Origin of the sequence: Micromonospora sp. NPDC048887 (assembly GCF_040649715.1) — a bacterium.
GTDB lineage: Bacteria > Actinomycetota > Actinomycetes > Mycobacteriales > Micromonosporaceae > Micromonospora.
Genome location: NZ_JBEZGA010000005.1, coordinates 338,751 through 356,629, shown reverse-complemented (window position 1 = coordinate 356,629; position 17,879 = coordinate 338,751). Strand labels below are relative to the sequence as shown.

Annotated in this window: 18 protein-coding genes and 1 tRNA gene; 11 read left to right on the top strand and 8 right to left on the bottom strand. The window is 73.1% G+C overall.

All coding sequences use genetic code 11. The features are described from left to right. Nucleotides 1-69 precede the first annotated feature (69 nt). Nucleotides 70-2,604 carry a helix-turn-helix domain-containing protein gene (locus AB0C17_RS11545; RefSeq protein ID WP_357468574.1) on the top strand — a complete coding sequence of 845 codons (2,535 nt, stop codon included), beginning with the start codon at nucleotides 70-72 and terminating at the stop codon, nucleotides 2,602-2,604. Between the two features lie 239 nt (nucleotides 2,605-2,843). Here AB0C17_RS11545 and AB0C17_RS11540 read toward each other — a convergent pair whose 3' ends face one another. Beyond that, nucleotides 2,844-3,335, bottom strand: coding sequence for a MarR family transcriptional regulator (locus tag AB0C17_RS11540; RefSeq protein ID WP_357382254.1), 492 nt, complete (start codon nucleotides 3,333-3,335; stop codon nucleotides 2,844-2,846). A 101-nt stretch (nucleotides 3,336-3,436) separates the two neighbouring features. Here AB0C17_RS11540 and AB0C17_RS11535 point away from each other — a divergent pair, with 101 nt between their 5' ends. Both AB0C17_RS11535 and AB0C17_RS11530 read left to right on the top strand, forming a co-directional pair. Then, nucleotides 3,437-4,018 carry a YceI family protein gene (locus tag AB0C17_RS11535; RefSeq protein WP_357382256.1) on the top strand — a complete coding sequence of 194 codons (582 nt, stop codon included), beginning with the start codon at nucleotides 3,437-3,439 and terminating at the stop codon, nucleotides 4,016-4,018. Nucleotides 4,019-4,272: 254 nt separating this feature from the next. Beyond that, complete coding sequence (locus AB0C17_RS11530) at nucleotides 4,273-5,751, top strand: glutamate--cysteine ligase (RefSeq protein ID WP_357382258.1); 1,479 nt, start codon at nucleotides 4,273-4,275, stop codon at nucleotides 5,749-5,751. 297 nt (nucleotides 5,752-6,048) lie between these two features. Here the strand turns inward: AB0C17_RS11530 and AB0C17_RS11525 are convergent, their stop codons facing one another. Continuing rightward, a complete protein-coding gene (locus AB0C17_RS11525) occupies nucleotides 6,049-7,434 on the bottom strand; it encodes a hypothetical protein (RefSeq protein WP_357478205.1) in 1,386 nt (461 codons plus the stop codon). Between the two features lie 103 nt (nucleotides 7,435-7,537). On the opposite strand from AB0C17_RS11525, the gene AB0C17_RS11520 reads away from it, so the two are divergent. Further along, complete coding sequence (locus tag AB0C17_RS11520; RefSeq protein WP_357468567.1) at nucleotides 7,538-8,200, top strand: PASTA domain-containing protein; 663 nt, start codon at nucleotides 7,538-7,540, stop codon at nucleotides 8,198-8,200. Between the two features lie 97 nt (nucleotides 8,201-8,297). Beyond that, nucleotides 8,298-9,152 (top strand): PASTA domain-containing protein, encoded by an 855-nt coding sequence (locus AB0C17_RS11515; RefSeq protein WP_357468564.1) that lies wholly within the window; start codon nucleotides 8,298-8,300, stop codon nucleotides 9,150-9,152. A gap of 27 nt (nucleotides 9,153-9,179) precedes the next feature. Here the strand turns inward: AB0C17_RS11515 and AB0C17_RS11510 are convergent, their stop codons facing one another. Next, on the bottom strand, nucleotides 9,180-9,617 hold the full coding sequence (locus tag AB0C17_RS11510) for a hypothetical protein (protein WP_357468684.1): 438 nt from the start codon (nucleotides 9,615-9,617) through the stop codon (nucleotides 9,180-9,182). A 98-nt stretch (nucleotides 9,618-9,715) separates the two neighbouring features. Further along, nucleotides 9,716-10,003 carry a hypothetical protein gene (locus AB0C17_RS11505; protein WP_357382268.1) on the bottom strand — a complete coding sequence of 96 codons (288 nt, stop codon included), beginning with the start codon at nucleotides 10,001-10,003 and terminating at the stop codon, nucleotides 9,716-9,718. Nucleotides 10,004-10,615: 612 nt separating this feature from the next. Between AB0C17_RS11505 and AB0C17_RS11500 the strand changes: the two genes are divergently transcribed. The 3 genes from AB0C17_RS11500 to AB0C17_RS11490 all read left to right on the top strand — a co-directional run bounded on the left by AB0C17_RS11500 (nucleotide 10,616) and on the right by AB0C17_RS11490 (nucleotide 12,236). After that, nucleotides 10,616-11,497, top strand: coding sequence for a helix-turn-helix transcriptional regulator (locus AB0C17_RS11500; RefSeq protein WP_357468561.1), 882 nt, complete (start codon nucleotides 10,616-10,618; stop codon nucleotides 11,495-11,497). Continuing rightward, nucleotides 11,467-11,688 carry a DUF397 domain-containing protein gene (locus AB0C17_RS11495; protein WP_357382271.1) on the top strand — a complete coding sequence of 74 codons (222 nt, stop codon included), beginning with the start codon at nucleotides 11,467-11,469 and terminating at the stop codon, nucleotides 11,686-11,688. Before AB0C17_RS11500 ends, AB0C17_RS11495 begins: the two co-directional genes overlap by 31 nt. 149 nt (nucleotides 11,689-11,837) lie before the next feature. Next, entirely contained in the window at nucleotides 11,838-12,236 is a 399-nt protein-coding gene (locus AB0C17_RS11490) for a hypothetical protein (RefSeq protein ID WP_262012857.1), read from the top strand. Here the strand turns inward: AB0C17_RS11490 and AB0C17_RS11485 are convergent. From AB0C17_RS11485 to AB0C17_RS11470, 4 genes are all read right to left on the bottom strand, one after another. Next, nucleotides 12,204-12,806 carry a hypothetical protein gene (locus tag AB0C17_RS11485; RefSeq protein ID WP_357382275.1) on the bottom strand — a complete coding sequence of 201 codons (603 nt, stop codon included), beginning with the start codon at nucleotides 12,804-12,806 and terminating at the stop codon, nucleotides 12,204-12,206. The two genes, AB0C17_RS11490 and AB0C17_RS11485, sit on opposite strands and share 33 nt — an antisense overlap. Before the next feature lie 88 nt (nucleotides 12,807-12,894). Then, nucleotides 12,895-13,701, bottom strand: coding sequence for a WecB/TagA/CpsF family glycosyltransferase (locus AB0C17_RS11480; RefSeq protein WP_357382277.1), 807 nt, complete (start codon nucleotides 13,699-13,701; stop codon nucleotides 12,895-12,897). Beyond that, nucleotides 13,698-14,807: an NAD-dependent epimerase/dehydratase family protein gene (locus AB0C17_RS11475; RefSeq protein WP_357382279.1), complete on the bottom strand. Its 1,110-nt coding sequence runs from the start codon at nucleotides 14,805-14,807 to the stop codon at nucleotides 13,698-13,700. The genes AB0C17_RS11480 and AB0C17_RS11475 overlap by 4 nt, the downstream gene beginning before the upstream one ends. Before the next feature lie 71 nt (nucleotides 14,808-14,878). Next, a tRNA-Leu gene (locus AB0C17_RS11470) sits at nucleotides 14,879-14,964 on the bottom strand. A 209-nt stretch (nucleotides 14,965-15,173) separates the two neighbouring features. Here AB0C17_RS11470 and AB0C17_RS11465 point away from each other — a divergent pair. From AB0C17_RS11465 to AB0C17_RS11455, 3 genes are read left to right on the top strand one after another with little or no spacing between them, the layout of a single operon-like run. Continuing rightward, on the top strand, nucleotides 15,174-15,962 hold the full coding sequence (locus tag AB0C17_RS11465) for a DUF3662 and FHA domain-containing protein (RefSeq protein WP_026267912.1): 789 nt from the start codon (nucleotides 15,174-15,176) through the stop codon (nucleotides 15,960-15,962). Between the two features lie 6 nt (nucleotides 15,963-15,968). Further along, nucleotides 15,969-16,454, top strand: a complete 486-nt coding sequence (locus AB0C17_RS11460; RefSeq protein ID WP_128138039.1) for an FHA domain-containing protein — start codon at nucleotides 15,969-15,971, stop codon at nucleotides 16,452-16,454. Further along, nucleotides 16,451-17,872 carry a protein phosphatase 2C domain-containing protein gene (locus AB0C17_RS11455; protein ID WP_357478202.1) on the top strand — a complete coding sequence of 474 codons (1,422 nt, stop codon included), beginning with the start codon at nucleotides 16,451-16,453 and terminating at the stop codon, nucleotides 17,870-17,872. The genes AB0C17_RS11460 and AB0C17_RS11455 overlap by 4 nt, the downstream gene beginning before the upstream one ends. Nucleotides 17,873-17,879: the final 7 nt, after the last annotated feature.

Here is a 17,879-nt window from a genome sequence, read left to right as displayed (position 1 = left end):
GGCGGTGGACGGTCGGGTGGTTGACGATGGGCTGTGGAGCGTCGGAGTCCATCCGTACTCTTCGTGCCCATGACTCCGGATCATGACCGTGCGCGGGGCCCGGGCGGTCGCGCCGGTCTGTCCGAACTGTTACGCGGGCACCGGCTCGCCGTCGGCCTGACCCAGGCCGAGCTGGCGGACCGGGCCGGCGTCGGCGTACGGACGGTCCGCGATCTGGAACGGGGCCGCGCCACCCGGCCGCAGCGCACCACAGTCGACCTGCTGGCCGACGCGCTCGGTCTGACCGGTGAGCGGCGGCGGGAGTTCGTGGACACCGCCCGGCCCGCGGCGTCCCGCCCACCCGCCACCGGTGCCTCGGACGATCCGCCGGTCGCGCTGCCCCAACCCGTACCCCTGCTGGGACGCGAGCGGGACGCGGCGGAGGTGTCCGGCCTGCTCGACGCGTACCCGGTGGTGAGCCTGGTGGGGCTCGCCGGGGTGGGCAAGACCGCGCTGGCCGTCTCGGTCGCGCACGCGGTGGCGGCCCGGCATCCGGCGGGCGTGGCCGGAGTGCTCGTGGGCGAGGGCTCGGACACCGCCGACGTGCTCGCCGCGTCGACCTCGATGTTCGGCGTGAACCGGCTGGCCGACCTCGCCTGCCGGATCGGCGACCGGCCGGCGTTGCTGGTCGTCGACGCGGTGGACCGGGCGCCGGCTGCGGTGGCCGGGGCACTGCGCGCGCTGACCGCCGCCGCGCCGACGCTGCGGGTGCTGGCGACCGGCCGCCGCCCGGTCGGCCTGCCCGGCGAGCTGGTCCGGCCGGTCGCGCCGCTCGACGTGCCGCCGACCGGCGTGGATCCCGAGTACGCCACCGACCTGGACCGCTGGCCGGCGGCGGCGCTGTTCGCCGCCCGGCTCGCCCAGGTCCGCCGGGAACCACCCACAGCCGCCGAGCTGCCGGCGCTCGCCGCGCTCGTGCGCCGGCTCGGCGGACTGCCGCTGGCCATCGAGCTGATGGCGGCACGGGGACGCATCCTCGACGTCATCGAGCTGCTCGACCGCTACGGCGACCGCGTCCTGGACCTGACCGGCGTGCGCCCCGGCTGGGAGCCCGCCGGCCCGTCCACCGGCACGGTGACGCTGCGCGACGCGGTGGCGACCAGCTATCACCTGCTCGCGTCCGCCGACCGGGCGGCGCTGCGGCGGCTGTCCGCGTTCCGTAACCGCTGGTCGGTCGAGCTGGCCGAGGAACTGCTCGCCGACGGCGGCCGGCGGTGGGACGCCGCGCCCATGCTGGACCGGCTGCGCGAGCTGGGCCTGCTGAGCGTCCGGGGCGCCGGCCGGTTCCGGTTCCGTCTGCTGGACGCCGTCCGTGACTTCGCCGCCGAGCAGGCCGACGTCGAGGGTGAGACCCACCGCATCCGGTCGCGCCACGCCTCGGTGATCGCCGGTCTGGTCAACCGCACCGCGCCGGGGCTGGTGGGCCCACGGATGGCCGGCGCGGTGCACGTTCTCGACGAGGCGACGAGCGACATCACCGCCGCGCTGGCGTACGCCGCGGAGCACGCGCCGGAGACGGCTCTCCTGCTCGCCGCCTCACTGCCGCGATGGTGGCGGCTGCGCGGGCGGGACGTGGCCGGCCGGCAGCGGCTGCGCGGGCTGCTCGCCGATCCGCGTACCGCTGACGCCCGGCCCACGCTGCGGGCCTGGGCCATGCTCGGCGCGGCCCGGCTCGCAGTCGAGCACGGCGCGGGCGCGGAGGAACTGGCCGCGACCCGGGCCGCCCTGGTCATCTTCACCGAGGCGGGCGACGTGACCGGCGAGCTGTCCGCCCGGTCGGTGCTCTGCGCGCTCCTGCCCCGGCTCGGCGCGCACGACGAGGCCCGCGCGCAGGCCGAGGCCGCGCTGGCGGCGGCCACCCGGCACCACCGGGTACGCGAGATGGCTGTGGCCCAGGCGCACCTCACCTGGCACGACGTACGCGAAGCGAGGCTGGCCGGCGCCCGGCGGCGGCTGGCCACCGTGGACCGCCTGGCGGCGCAGTGCGGTGACCAGCGCCTGCGGGTGCTGGCGCGGGCCGATCAGGCCGAGCTGACCCGCCTGGAGGGCCGGTACGCCGAGGCGGTCGAGCAGGGGCGCCGGGTGGCTACCGCGCTCGCGGAGCTGGGCGATCCCGGGCGGCGGCGCCGGACGATCGGCGCGGTCGGGTTGGCCCTGGCCCATGCCGGGCGCGCGGACGAGGCGCTGGCCACCGTGGCCGAGCTGTGGCCGTCGGGCGCGGTGCCGGACCGCCGCCGGCCACCGGCGGTGGAGACGCTCGACGCGCCCGGCTCGGCCGGGGACGCCCGCACCGGCGACGCGCTGCGCGGGTTGATCGAGGGACATGTGGCGTTGCGCCGGGGGGATCGGGAGCTGGCGGCGGAGTGGTTCGCCGCGGCGGCCGACGCGGCCGAGGGTGTCGCCGACCGGCGGGATCTGGTCGAGGCGCTCGTGGGGCTGGCGGTCAGCACCGCCGACCCTGGTGTGCTTGACCGGTTGGACGCGGCGCGGCGGGTCACCGGCGTGAGCCTGCTGCCGCAGGAGGAGGAGTTGCTGTTCTCCCTGATGGCCCGCCGGGGGCGATGAGCGCCGCCGGCGTGGGGCGGTGGAGGGCGCGGGGGTGGCACGAGCGAAGTAGCCCCCTGGTGCTGCCCCTCGCTCCACGCTCGCGCCAGCACCCCCCGGTGCCCCCCGCGCTGCGGGAAGACTATCGAGGTCTGACCGCCGATTCGCGATACCTTGTGCTGCTTTGTCCGTCCGCTCGGCTGATTCTGCCGGTCATTCTGCCGGTGACCGGCGGGTAGCCGTCGAACGGCCGCAGGCGGTCAGGCGACGTCCTGGGCGAGCTCGGTGCTGCCGGCGGTGGCGCCCGGATGGACGGCGTCGCGTACCCGGCGCAGCCCGTCCAGCAGCCCGTCGAGCTGCTCCGGATCGAGCTGGCTGGTGAACCACTGCTCGATGATCCGCAGATGGCCGGGAAGGACGGCGTCCAGCCGGCTCAGCCCCGCGGCGGTCACCACCGCGAAGGAGCTGCGCCGGTCCGACGGGCAGGCCCGTCGGCGGATCAGCCCGTCCCGTTCCATCCGGTCCACCACGCGGGTGACACCGCTGGTGGAGAGCGAGGTCTGTGCGGCCAGGTCGGTCATCCGCAACTGGTTGTTTGGTGAGCGGGCGAGTCGGGTCAGCACCTCGAACTCGACCGGTGAGAGGCCGTGCTCCTCGAACTGGGCGGCGAACCGGGCGGCGAGCCCGGCGTGCGCCTCGACGAGCAGGCCGACGGCAGTGATCCGGGGGTCGTCGAACACGTTCTGGTCCACGCCACCATCCTAGCAACACTTGACACAGGGAATATTGTCTAGACTATAGTTGCTTAGTCAGTCGTTGGGCACCTAAACATTCTTCTCCGGAGGAGAGCATCATGACCAGCAGCACCGAGGCGACTACCCGCGACTGGGAAGGTCTCACCATCCCCACCCCCGGCACCTACGTGCTGGACGCCGCGCACAAGCGCGTCGGCTTCGTCGCGCGGCACATGATGGTCAGCAAGGTACGCGGTGAGTTCGCGGACGCCACCGCCACCATCACCGTCGCCGACGACCCGATGCAGTCCTCGGTCACCGCCAGCATCCAGGCGGCCAGCATCAACACCGCCCAGGCGGACCGTGACGCGCACCTGCGCAGCCCGGAGTTCCTCGACGCCGAGCAGTACCCGACGCTGGAGTTCCGCAGCACCGCTGTGAAGTCCCGCGAGGGCAACGAGTTCGTGCTCGCCGGCGAGCTGACCATCAAGGGCGTGACCCGCCAGGTCGAGCTGGAGGTGGAGTTCGAGGGCGTCGGCCGCAGCCCCTTCGGGCAGGACATCTTCGGCTTCTCCGCCTCCACCGAGATCGACCGGGAGGACTTCGGTCTGACCTGGAACGTGGCGCTGGAGACCGGCGGCGTCCTGGTCGGCCGCAAGATCAAGATCGAGATCGAGGGCGAGGCCATCCGCCAGGGCTGAGCCCGGCACCGGCCCGTGGGGCCCGCACCGTCCGCCGACGGTGCGGGCCCTTCCCGCGTACGCCCCGGCGGTGCGAATCGTCACGTGAAGTTCTCCGGACGGATGTGCTGGTGACGGCGTTGACGGGGTACAGGTGCAGACCTGTCGCCCGTCCAGCAGGACGACGGCACGGGCGCACTTACGCCCATCACGCGAATGGTTCACAATGCGTTGCGGAACGGTACGGTTCCGTCGCACCGGCGCCGGGAGGACACATGGGCAGAGACGTCGAGCAGGGCGCCTTCTCCCGCGAGGATCGGGTCCGCTACCGGCAGAAGGTGCGGCGGTGCCTGGACGTCTTCGCGCTGATGCTCGACGACTTCGGCTTCGACGCCGACCGCCCGATGACCGGGCTGGAGATCGAGCTGAACCTCATCGACGCCGCCGCCGAACCGGCCATGCGCAACGACCAGATCCTGGCCGACATCGCCGACCCGCTGTTCCAGACGGAACTGGGACAGTTCAACCTCGAACTGAACGCCTCGCCCCGGCTGATCGAGGGCAGTGGCTTCGCCGACTACGAGCAGGACCTGCGCAGCAGCCTCAGCCGCGCCGACGAGCGGGCCGCCAAGTCCGACGCGACGATCATGATGGTCGGCATCCTCCCCACGCTCACCGAGCGCCACCTGGTCGCCGACAACCTCTCCACGAACGAGCGGTACCACGTCCTCAACGACCAGATCGTCGGCGCCCGGGGCGAGGACATCGAGCTGGACATCAACGGCGTCGAGCGGCTGCGTACGCACACCGACTCGATCGCGCCGGAGGCCGCCTGCACCAGTCTCCAGTTCCACCTCCAGGTCGCGCCGGACAGCTTCGCCGACTACTGGAACGCGTCCCAGGCCATCGCCGGCGTGCAGGTCGCCGTCGGCGCCAACTCGCCGTTCCTCTACGGCCGGCAGCTCTGGGCGGAAACCCGGATCGCGCTGTTCCAGCAGGCCACCGACACCCGCCCGGACGAGCTGAAGGCCCAGGGCGTACGCCCCCGGGTGTGGTTCGGCGAGCGCTGGATCACCTCGATCTTCGACCTGTTCGAGGAGAACGTCCGTTACTTCCCCCCGCTGCTGCCCATCTGCGAGGAGGAGGACCCGGTCGAGGTGCTGCACGCCGGTGGCGTGCCCCAGCTCGGTGAGCTGAGACTGCACAACGGCACTGTCTACCGCTGGAACCGCCCGGTGTACGACATCATGAACGACCGCCCGCACCTGCGGGTGGAGAACCGGGTGCTGCCCGCCGGGCCGACAGTTGTCGACATGCTCGCCAACGCGGCGTTCTACTTCGGGCTGGCCCGGGGCCTCGCCGAGTCGGACCGTCCGATCTGGAGCCAGTTGACGTTCAGCTCGGCGGAGGAGAACTTCCACGCCGCCGCCCGGCGCGGCATCGAGGCGGTCCTGCACTGGCCCCGGCTCGGCGACGTGCCGGTCACCAAGCTCGTCCTGGACACGCTGCTCCCGGTGGCCGCCGAAGGGCTGGACCGGTTCGGTGTCGCCCCGGCCGAGCGGGACCGCCTGCTCGGCGTGATCGAGGGCCGCTGCCGTACCGGCCGCAACGGTGCGGTCTGGCAGACCGAGACGGTGTGGACGGCCGAGCGGCACCGGGGCCTGGACCGGGAGGCCGCGCTGCACCACATGGTCAAGCGGTACGCCGAACTCCAGCGCGGCAACGAGCCCGTCCACACCTGGCCGGTCGACTGACTGCCCCCGCCCCGCCGCGCGTCCCCCGCAGCCCGCGATGTTGCACTTGCGGCCCTCGTGGTGCCCGATTCGCGCAGTTGACGAGGGCCGAAACTGCAAGATCGCCGGGAGTGGTGGGGGTGACGTCGGTGCGGCTGGGATCGGTGGAGATCTTGGTAGAAGAGCGCCCTATGGGGGCCGTTTATACCAAGATCTCGGCGGGCGGGGACTGGGTGCGTCGATCTTGGACTTGTGACGCCTCGAACCTCCCGAATGCGAGGTCTGTGAGGTGCCACAACTCCAAGATCGCGGTGAGGGTCAACGGCCCCGGCGGCGGGGGGTTCCGGTGGCAGGGGGTGGGTCGGTCGGGCCGGGTGAGGCCGACGGGGACGGGTCGGTCGGGTCCGGCTCGTCGGTGGACGGTTCGTCGCGTGACCGGGTGGGGCCGAGCGGTGTCTCGGGTTGCCGTTGCGGCGGGACGGCTCGGCTGCGGCGGCCGGTGCTGGTGGACCGGGTCACGCGACCCCGCTCCGACTCGGTCCGGGCGGACGTCACGTCCGGTCCGTCCTGCGCCGCCGCATCCCGGCTCGGAACGGGCGACGGGTCGGGTGCCGGCCCGGCCGCCTCGTCCGAGGGCGGCGACGTCGACCGGTCCGACGTCAACGTGGCCGACGTTGAGCGGTCCGGTGCCGACCTGGCCGACGCCAATGCCGACCTGTCCGACGGCGCGTCCGGCGCGGCCGGGTCCGCGGCGACCGGCTCGGCCTCCGCGCTGATCGGGTCCGGCTCGCCGGTGCGCTGGCGGGGCACGGCCGTCCGCTCGGTGCCACGACGCTCGGAGCGCTGGGCCAGCGCGGCCATCACCATCGAGCCGCCGACACCGGCGATCACCGCGTACGGTGCGATCAGATGGGCCGACAACTGCTCCGCGGCGATCCCGGCCAGGCGCGGTACGGCAAGCAGGTACGCCAGCGCGACGAGCAGTGGTCCGGCCGCCCCGGAGGCCGCCGCGCCGACCCGGATCTCCGGCGCGCGGGCGGCTCGCCGCGCCGCCACGAGGCCGATCACCAGGGCGGAGAGCACCGACAGCAGCGCACCGGGCCAGTAGAAGTAGTCGCGGATCCAGAACGCGCCACGGTCCGCGCTGATCTGCCAGATGCCGAGCTGGGCGGTGGTCAGGCCACGGCCGGCCACCACACCGTCCACCACGGACACCACGGCGAGCAGCCAGAGCCAGCCGGTGGTGGCGATCAGGTTGGTGGCGGCGGCACGGGTGTGCAGTGCCCAGACGGCCAGCAGCACGCCGAGCACCAGCCCGGCGCCCGCGTACGCGGCGGCGACGGCCTGCGGCGAGGAGACGTCCGGCACCCGGGCCGCCCGCGCCGGAACCGCCACCAGCAGTACGGTGACGAGCGCGCCGGCACCCGCGGCGAGCGCCAGGCCGAGCCGGGGCAGCGCGCCCTGGGGCTCCTCGTCGTGGCCGCGCAGGCGCTGGGCGCAGACCGCACCGACGATGACCGAGGTCGCCGCGATCCAGGTCGCCCACGCGAGGCTCGCCACCCACGCCGCCTCGTCCCGTACCGCACCGGCCGGCGACCAGTCGATGATGCCCAGCCCGTACCCGAAACCGAGCTGCGCGGCGCCCGCGCCGGCGGCGACGCCGAGCGCGGCGGCTGTCGATCCTCCCCAGCCCCGTCTGACCATGCCGGGGAGCGTAACGTCCCGAGGTCGGCGCGGCGAGTCGTAGCGACGGACCGTGACCGCTTGGCGGCAACGGATACGGTCGTCGATGATCGGGCGGGGGAACATGACGGACGAGCGGCAACCGGCAGACGACGGCACCCGGCCGGGGCGGCCCAGGCTGCTCCTCGGCGGTGGCCTGGCCGTGGTCCTGCTGGCGGTGATCGGCGCCAGCGTCGGGTGGATCCTGGCCGGCGAACCGGAGCGCCAGGCCGCGCCCGGCACCACACCACCGGTCGGTGCCACGCCCACGTCGGCCTCAGCGTCGCCGACCGCCACCGCCTCGCCCACCGGTACGCGCACGAGCGCACCGGCCGGGCTCACGGTGCCCGAGGTGGTGGGTGCCGACTTCGCGCAGGCCCGCCGGGACCTGCGCGAGCGCCGGCTCGGCTGGCGACTGGTCTTCGGTACGGGCACCGGACGCACGGTGGAGCGCGCCTCACCGGCGCCCGGCACCCCGGTGAAGCGCGGCATCACCGTCACCGTGTGGGTCTCCGGCCCGGCGCCGGCTGTCGCCGTGCCCGACGTGGGCGCGCTGTCCTGCTCCGACGCCGCAGACGATCTGGTGGACGCCGGGCTCTATCCCCGGTACGCCACCGGCCGCGAGGGTCCGGTCACGGCCCAGGATCCGGTGGCGGGCGGTGCCGCCCGGTGGAACGAGCAGGTCACGCTCACCTGCGGCGGCACGGCGTCCACGTCGCCGACGGCGTCCCCGTCGCCGACTCCCTGACGAGCGTGGCGCGCTGATCCCGGCCGGGCGGGCCGGGGCCCGCTACGGTGGACGATCGAGGGCCGTGCGCCCCGTCCCGGTGGGGAAAGGACGTGCCATGAGCGACGACCGTCAGGAACCACCCGCCGGTGACGCGGACGCGACCCGGGCGTTTCCCCGGAACGCGGCGGGGGAGGACGCCGACGCGACCCGGGCGTTGCCCCGGGATGCGGGCGATGCCACCCGCCCGCTGCCCCGGGACGCGGGCGACGCCACCCGCCCGCTGCCCCGGGACGCGGGCGACGCCACCCGCCCGCTGCCCGGCGGCCCGGCCGGACCGGGCGGGCCACCGGCGCCGGGCCGTCCGCTCGACGCCACCACTCCGCAGGAACCGGTGGGTGCCTGGTCCGGCCGGGCCGGGGTGCCGCCACCACGGCCGGCGGGCTATCCCGAGCCCGGGAGCGAGTGGTACGCCGAGGAACAGGCCGGGCGCCGCTGGTGGATGCCGATCCTGCTCGGCGTCCTGGCGCTGCTGCTGCTCGCGTTGATCGGGGTGGGGGTGTGGCTGGCGTTGCGCGCCGCCGACCGGGACTCCGATCCGGGGCCGCCGCTGCCGAGCCCTCCGGCGCAGACGAGCGCCGCCCCGACGACCGCCGCCCCGACGAGTGCCGCGCCGAGCAGTTCACCGCCGAGCACGCCGGCCACCACCGCGCCGGTCGAGGTGCCGATGCCGCCGCTCGTGGGGCTGCCGGAGGCCGCCGCCCGCGCGGCGCTCGATCGGCTGGACGTGGACTACCGGGTGCAGCGGCGGGCGTCGGACCGCCCGGCCGGCACGGTGATCGCCACCGATCCGGAAGCCGGTTACCCGGTGGGTGAGGACGATCGGGTCACCATCGTGGTGGCCGTACCCGCTCCGCCGACGAGCGGCCCGAGCACGCCGGGCTCCGCTCCGGCGACGACCACGACGCCCTGACGTCCACGGCGCCGAGGCTCGGCGCGGTCACCACTGGCGTCTGCGGGTGCCGACCAGGCCCAGCCCGGCCAGCGAGATGGCGAGCCCGAGCAGCCCGGAGTAGAACAGCGACCGGCTGAGGTCGTCGGTGCCGGCGGCCGGCCGCTCGGCCAGCGTGCCCTCGCCGCCTCCGGTGCCCGCCGGTGGATCGTCCTCGTCCTGCGAGGTGTCGGTGGCGGCCCAGCCGTCCGGGTCGTCGGCCGCGTCGGAACCGGCCGTGTCGGACTCTGTCCGGGCGCCCTCACCGGCAACGGTGATCTCCGGGGCCGGCACCGGCTCGGCGAGCTGCTGGGTGGCGGAGAAGGCGGGGTGGCGTACCGCGAGCGCTAGTGCTGTCGCGGTGACGAGGAAGAGGAAGAGCCCGAGGGCATAGCCGACACGGGAGCGGTGATGCCGCCGCGCGGCGGGCAGATTGACCATGACCATCCCAGGTTCGGGGTCCATGGCGCGCGGGGTGGAACGTGCCGGGGTGGGCGTACCGATTCTATGGCGACGGCACGCCCTCCCGGCCGGGAATCGTCAGGTCAGCCGACCCGGACCGGAGTCCGGACCACCGGGCGGCGGGCCGTCCGCACGGTGTGCTGACGCGGAGCCGGCGCGGCCTGAAGCTGCCGCAACCCCTCCCCGAGTACGAAGATCGACCGCCGGCTGACCGCGTCCCCCGCCGCGTTCAGCTCGTAGCCTTCGAGCCAGAGCCAACCGTCGTAGGTCGGCCAGTCGAGCACCCGGATGACCCGGAACATGATCGGTCTGAGGAACTGGACACTCGCCGCGCGAGTCACGTGCAGTACGTCACCGGAGCGGGGAAGCACATGGGCTCCTGGGAGGGTCGGCCGGCCGGGACCGGCGAGGCGGATCGGGTCGGTGCGGTCCGGTGACGGGGGTCTGCCTCGTGGACCGGCGGTCTGTGGGTCGGTGGTGGTCGGGCCGTACCCGCGGTGGCGGACCGCCACCCGACCATCACCCGGCTGCTCCCGGTTACCGCTCCCGTCGCCGCAGCCAAGCTGGCGTGCAGCGACGGGGTCTTCATTCCGGGGCAGGTCGCACGGCGCGGGACGGCCCCCCTCCGGCTGTCCCGCGGACCGTGGTGCCACCACGCCCGGAGATCAAGCGAAGACGGTGAGTAACCCGTGCCATACGGACAGCCTGCATCAGGGACGTGCGACATGCAAGTTGCACGTAGAGTTTTGCCGATAGGTGAGTCGGACACGCAATCGGCGATACTTGAAGCGTCAGGTACCAGAACGGCACACTGGACGCCGGTTTCGCCCGTCGCGGCCGGTCGACGACCGGCACCACCCCTGCCGCGAACGTTCGCCCGCCGCCCCCGGTCGCGCCCGCGGTGGGTGCCGAACCGGGGCGCGACCGACCGGAGGTAGCCGGGTGACTGTGAATCGTGGTCCCGCCAGCCGATATATGGCGCCGTGACGGAACGGCGTAGCCCCACCATCCGGCGACGGCGGCTGGGTGCGGAACTCCGCCGGCAGCGGGAGGCGGCGGGCATCACCATAGAGGTGGTCGCCGAGCAGCTGGAGTGCTCCGCGTCCAAGATCTCCCGGATCGAGACCGGCCACACCACCGCGACCCCGCGCGACGTGCGCGACATGCTCCGGATCTACGGCATCGTCGGCGCGGAGAGCGACGAGCTGGTGCAGATCGCCCGGGAGGCCCGGCAGAAGGGCTGGTGGCATCCGTACAGCACGGTGCTCGTCGGCGCGTACGTCGGCCTGGAGGCCGCGGCCGGCTCGATCCGCACGTACGAGCAGCAGGTGGTGCCGGGGCTGCTGGAGACCGAGGAGTACGCCAGCGCGATGATCCGCGCGGCCCGGCCGGACATCACCGACGATCAGGTCGACCAACGGGTGCGTGTCCGTCTGGGCCGTCAGTCGTTGTTGACGCAGGACGATCCGGTCGATCTGTGGGTGGTGCTCGATGAGGCGGTGCTGAGCCGGCCGGTTGGCGGCGACGCGGTGATGCGTGGTCAGCTCAAGCGGTTGGTGGAGGTGGCCGAACTGCCGAACGTGACGGTGCAGGTCCTGCCCTTCGAGGTGGGAGCGCACGCCGGCATGGACGGGACCTTCACCATTCTCAGTTTCCCCGAGCCGAGTGATCCCGATGTCGTGTACGCGGAGAACGCCACGGGTGGGCTCTTCCTGGAGAAGAGCGACGAACTTCAGAAGTACAGCTTCATCTTCGATCACATTCGAGCAGCGGCCATGCGCCCGGAGGAGTCCGTCGCACACATCGCGAGACTGGCAGAGGAGCCACTGTGGAAATGGCGACCAAGGAGTTCCCCGTGGACCTGACGCAGGCGACGTGGTTCAAGAGCTCGAAGAGCGGGCCGAACTGCGACAACTGCGTCGAGGTCGCGTACGTGACCGGGGCGGTCGGAGTGCGGGACTCGAAGGACAAGGCCGGCCCGGCCCTGGTCTTCGCCCCGGGTGACTGGCACGCCTTCGTCGCCCGCGCGCGCAACGGCGCGTTCAGCCGGAGCTGACCGGCACCGAAGTGTGGTCCCGCCCGGCAGCGCCGCCGGGCGGGACCATTCGCGTTCGCGGGCCCGCGCGGTGGCGGGCACCCGTCGCCAGTTCCGATCCGCCTCGTTGAACCGCACAGATCGGCAACCGAACGAGGCAGGCGAGACGGATGACGACGATCGGTTCAGAGAACCTCACCAGCGGCCCGGGCAAGCCGGAGCGGTTCGGTGGCAAGTACCGGGGGGCCCGCCGGGACACCGTCCTCACCGAGGTGGTCTCCGGCGACGGCGACGACGCGCGCGAGGGTGGCGTCCCGGAGCAGGCCGCGGCGCCGCTGTCCCTGCCGTCGCTGGACCCGAACCCGCTCACCGAGCCGTCCTTTCCACCGAGCGGCTGGCCGGTCGAGCAGCAGGAGTCCCTGGTGGACCACCCGCTGCTGCGCGGCCTGCTGATGGAGCTGCCCCCGAAGGGCAGCGTGCCCCCGCCCGGCTGGCTGGACCGCTGGTTCGAGGCGACCCGCGCGATCCTGGAACTGCTATACGTGCAGGGCGCGAGCCGGTCGCGCTGACACCGTCTCGGCGGCCGGCATCGCCCGCTCGGCGAGCCGGTTGTGCCGCAGCGCGTGGCGTACCCCGATCGCGCAGACGCCCAGCACTCCGACGGTGATCACCGGTCCGGCGACGCCCGGCGCGGCGAACAGGTCGATCCCGACCGACGGCAGCACCGCCACCAGCACCGCGATCGCCGTCGCCTGGAGCGGCAGCGCGATCAGCGGGTGCGCCGCCGCCGCGCGCAGCCCGTGCGGGGCGGGCGTGCCCGGAGCCGCCGCGAACGCGCCCGCGCCGGACCGCAGCCGCCGGACCCGCCGTACCGTGCAGACCGCCACCACGGCCGCCGGCAGCGCCGCGACCCCGAGCGCGGCGGCGGCCCGGTCGACAGTGGTGCCGTCGGCGCGTTGCAGGCCCGCGGCGAGGACCGCCGCGGTGAGCGCGAGGCCGGTCAGCACCAGGGCGGACAACCATCCGGTACGCCGGCGCAGCGCCCGGGCGCGGTCGAGCCCGGGCAGCCCCTCCGCGACCAGTCCGGCGGCGAGCCAGACGGCGGCGACGGGAAGCAGCACGGCGAGACGGTCATCCATGCCCCCTAGCCTTGCCCGTTCCGGCGCTCGCCGAATCCGGGACGGCACCCCGGTTCGTCCCGTACCCGGGCCCGTAGGGGTCGGGGGCTCAGACGTCGAACGTGGTGGGACGCCCGGTGGCCGGCGCCGGCGGGGTGGCCTTCCACAGCCCGGTCTTCTGGGCGGCGAGCCGGGCCAGGTAGGCCGGGTTGAGGATGACGTACCGGCGCCACAGGCGCTTGGGCTCCAGACCGAGCCGCCAGAACCACTCCAGTCCGGCGCGCTGCATCCACGGTGGCGGGTTGCGCAGCAGGCCGGCGTGGTAGTCGAAGGCCGCGCCGACAGCCATCAGCGGCATGTCCAGCAACGGGCGCATGGCGTACGCGAAGACCTCCTGGCGCGGGCAGCCCAGCCCGACCAGGACGAGGCGGGCGCCGCTGGCCCGGATCCGGTCGGCGATCTCGGCGTCCTCGCCCGGTGCGACGGCCCGGAACTTGGACGGCTCCACCCCGGCGATCTTCAGCGCGGGGAACTTGCGCTCCAGCGCCGGCACCAGCCGGGACAGCGTCTCCTCGGTGGAGCCGTAGAGGTAGACCGGCAGCCCTTCCTCGGCGAACCGGGCGAGCACCCGCAGGGTCAGCTCCGGGCCGTAGACGCGGTCGGTGAGCCCGGCGCCGTGCAGCAGGTTGAGCGCCCAGCGCACCGGCTGCCCGTCCGGGGTGACCACGTCGAAGGAGTTGAGCCGGGCGTTGTGCGCCGGGTCGAGCACGCCTGTCATCACGCCGTGCACGGCCAGCGCGGTGAGCGCCAGCGGGCGGCGCTCGTGCGCGGCGGCCACCACCGCCTCGGTGGCCCGGGCGTAGTCGGTCGCGTCGACGCCCACGCCGAGCACGTTGCGCTTGGTCCCGGTGGTCATGCCTTCGGTACCCACTTGTCGGCGTTCGCCTCGTAGATCTCGCGGAGGATCATCGGCACGTCGTACGTGATCTTCCAGGACGGGTAGTGCTCCTCGAAGCGGGCCATGCTGCTGACGTACCACTGGTGGTCGCCGGTGCGGGCCTGCTCGACGTAGTTGATCCGGGCCTCGCGGCCGGTGATCTCCTGGGCGACCCGGAACGCCTCGATGTGCGAGGTGTTCGAGTGCCGGCCGCCACCGAGGTTGTAGACCTGGGCCGAGCGCGGTTCGCGGAAGAACGCCTCGAACGCGGTCAGCACGTCGTGCGAGTGGATCGCGTCCCGGACCATCTTCCCCTTGTAACCGAAGAGGTTGTACGTCCGGCCCTCCATCACGCAGCGCATCAGGTACGCCAGGAAGCCGTGCAGCTCGGCGGCGGAGTGCGCCGGGCCGGTCAGCGTGCCGCCCCGGAAGCAGGCGGTCTTCATGTCGAAGTAGCGGCCGTACTCCTGGACCATCACGTCGGCGGCGACCTTCGAGGCGCCGAAGATCGAGTGCAGCGACTCGTCGATCGACATGTCCTCGGTGATGCCGTCGTACCAGCGGTGGTCCTCGGGCAGCTCGTAACGCGTGTCCAGTTCGATCAGCGGGAGCGAGTTGGGCCGGTCGCCGTAAACCTTGTTCGTGGAACAGTGGATGAACGGCGCCTCGATCGCGTGCCGCCGGGTGTTCTCCAGCACGTTGAGCGTGCCGCCGGCGTTCACGTCGAAGTCGGTGAACGGCTCCTTGGCGGCCCAGTCATGGCTCGGCTGGGCCGCGCTGTGGATCACCACGGCGATGTCCTTGCCGTACCGCTTGAAGACCTGCTCCAGCCCGTCGCGGTCGCGGATGTCGACGGCGTGGTGGGTGTACGCGGAGCCGAGGTCGGCGGCGAGGCGGTCGAGGCTCCAGGCGGTCGAGCCGTCCTCACCGAAGAAGTACCGCCGCATGTCGTTGTCGATGCCGACCACGTCGAGACCGAGTCCGGCGAAGTGCCGGGCCGCCTCGGAGCCGATCAGACCGCCGGAACCGGTCACCAACGCGACAGTCACACGCCACTCCTGGTCCGTGGGAGGCAGGGAAACCATCGGAGCATAGCGTGACGTCCGGAACGCCCCGATACGAAGCAAGGGCCCCGCTGTATGCGGAGCCCTTGTCCTGGTGGGGATGGGGGGAGTTGAACCCCCACGTCCTTTCGGACACACGGACCTGAACCGTGCGCGTCTGCCATTCCGCCACATCCCCGTGGCACGACCCGGAACACCATATCGCATCCCGCGCCCGCCATCTGCGGCGGGTGCCGGGACATATTACGCTGTCCACTGGCCACGCCACGAACGATCACCGCTCGTGGCGGGCGAAACTTTAGCACGTCCGCGGGCCTGGTCACGAACGGGCCGACGGCAGCCGGCCGAGCGGCGTGTGAGCTGCGGAGGCGGTGTCCGGATACCATCATTGCCTCGGGACCCGAGGAGGAGCCGGTGAGCGTGCTGCAACGCTTCGAGAAGCGTCTGGAAGGCCTGGTCGAGGGGGCCTTCGCCAAGGTCTTCAAAGGGGTGGTCCACCCCGTGGAGATCCTCAACGCCATGCAGCGGGAGGCCGAGGCGCACAAGGCGATCCTGGCCGGTGGGCGCACCCTTGTGCCCAACCGCTACGTGATCGATCTCTCGCCCTACGACCACAGTCGGCTGGCGCCGTACGCTGCCGCGCTGGCCCAGGAGCTGGCCCAGTCGCAGGCCGAGTTCATCGGCGAGCAGGCGTGGACGGTCTACGGCGACGTGATCGTCGAGGTCGAACGCGGTGAGGGCCTGGACACCGGCATGTTCCGGGTCACCGCCGAGGTCTACACGGGCGGGGACGTCGCCCCGGTCTCGGCGCCCGGCGGCTACGACGCCGGCCCGGCCTACCCGGCGTACGACCAGGGTGGCGGCTACGGCCCCCCGCCCGGTCACGGCGGTGGTCGCAACGTCCGCCTGGTCTCCGGCGACGGCCGCACCTACCCGCTCCAGATGGGCTCGACCGTGATCGGCCGCGGCGACCAGGCCAACCTGCGCCTGCCCGACGTCGGCATCTCGCGGCGTCACGCCCGGCTCGACTTCGACGGCGGCCAGGTGGTGCTGACCGACCTGGGCTCCACGAACGGCACCATGGTCAACGGCCAGCGGGTGTCGGCGGTCGCCCTCAACCCCGGCGACATGATCCAGCTCGGCACCACGACGCTGACCTTCCGCGTGGACGGCTGATCCCCGTTGCCGGAGCTCGTCATCACCGTCGCCCGGTTCGGGTTCCTCATCCTGCTGTGGATCTTCGTGTTCACGGTCGTCGGTGTGATCCGCCGGGACCTCTTCGCCGGTGCCCGGTCGGGCAAGCTGGTGGCCGCGCCGCGGGGGATCGGCGCGTCGACCGGGCAGCCGGGGAAGCCGGCCAAGGCCAAGCGCGGCCGGGCCGCCCACCAGTTGGTGGTCACCGCCGGTCAGCTCGCCGGCACCCGGATCACGCTCGGGGAGGCCCAGATCACCATCGGCCGGGCGGAGGACTCGACCCTGGTGATCACCGACGACTACGCCTCGGCGCGACACGCCCGGCTGGTGCCCCGTGACGGGCAGTGGTACGTCGAGGACCTCGGATCGACTAACGGCACCTATCTCGATCGCGCTAAGGTCACCGGACCAACCCCCGTCCCCCTCGGCGTGCCGATCCGGATCGGCCGCACTTCCCTCGAATTACGGCCATGACTCTGACCCTGCGCTACGCGGCCCACAGCGACCGCGGTCTGATCCGAGACGGTAACCAGGATTCCGTCTACGCCGGACCGCGGCTGCTCGCCGTGGCCGACGGCATGGGCGGCATGGCCGCCGGTGACGTCGCCAGCAACATCGTCATCGGTGCCATGGCGCCGCTCGACGAGGACGTCCCCGGTGACGCCCTCGTCGACGCGCTCCGCTCCGCCGTGGGCACCGCCAACCAGCAGCTCCGCGACACCGTGGACGCCAACCCGCAGCTGGAGGGGATGGGCACCACGCTCACCGCGACCCTCTTCTCCGGCAGCAAGCTCGGGATGGTCCACATCGGTGACTCGCGGGCCTATCTCCTGCGCAACGGCGAGTTCGCGCAGATCACCAAGGACGACACGTACGTCCAGATGCTCGTCGACGAGGGCCGGATCAGCGCGGAGGAGGCGAGCAGCCACCCCCAGCGCTCGCTGCTCACCCGGGCGCTCGACGGCCGCGACATCGACCCGGAGTACAGCGTCCGGCAGGTGCTGCCCGGCGACCGCTACCTGATCTGCTCCGACGGGCTCTCCGGCGTGGTCAGCGCGGACACCATCGCCGACACCATGCGGGAGTACCCCGACCCGCAGCGGTGCGTGGAGCGCCTGGTGCAGCTCGCGCTGCGCGGCGGCGGCCCGGACAACATCACCGTGATCATCGCCGACGCCACCGACCAGGACATCGTCGAGGCGTCCCCGATCGTGGGCGGCGCCGCCGCCCGGGACCGCGGCATGGCGACCTCGGCCGACGACTCCACTCCGGCGGCCCGCGCCTCGGCGTTGTCCGCGCCCCGGCCACCCGTGCCCGAGGAGCCGGCGGACAACCGCGACGACGAGCCCGAGGGCCGTCGCCGCCGGCCGCTGCGCACCGTCGCGATGGTGGTGGCGCTCGCGGTCATCGTCGGCGGCGGCATGTTCGGCGGCTGGACGTACACCCAGCGGCAGTACTACGTCGGCGCCACCGACGACGGCCAGCTCGCGGTCTTCCGCGGGGTGCCCGGGCAGATCGCCGGGCTGGACCTGTCGGACGTGCACGCGCGCAGCGACGCCCGGCTCGACGACCTGACCCTGGCCGCCCAGGAGCGGGTGAAGCAGGGCATCCAGGCCCGCGACGAGCCGGACGCGGAGCGTCGGCTGGCGGAGCTGACGAGCGAGGACCCGGCGAACCCGAACCTCAAGCCGCTCTGTCCGCCCGACCCGTCGCCCGGCCTGACCAGCCCGACCACGGCGGCGACGCCGAACGCGCTGACCCCGCAGCTCAGCGGCAGCCCCGTACCCTCCGCGCCGCCCGCCGGCACGCCGACGTCGCCCATCACGCCCGACGCCGTACCCTCCGACACCGTTCCGCCGGCCGACCCGGCGGGTTGCCGGTCGCCGGAGTGAGTGCCGG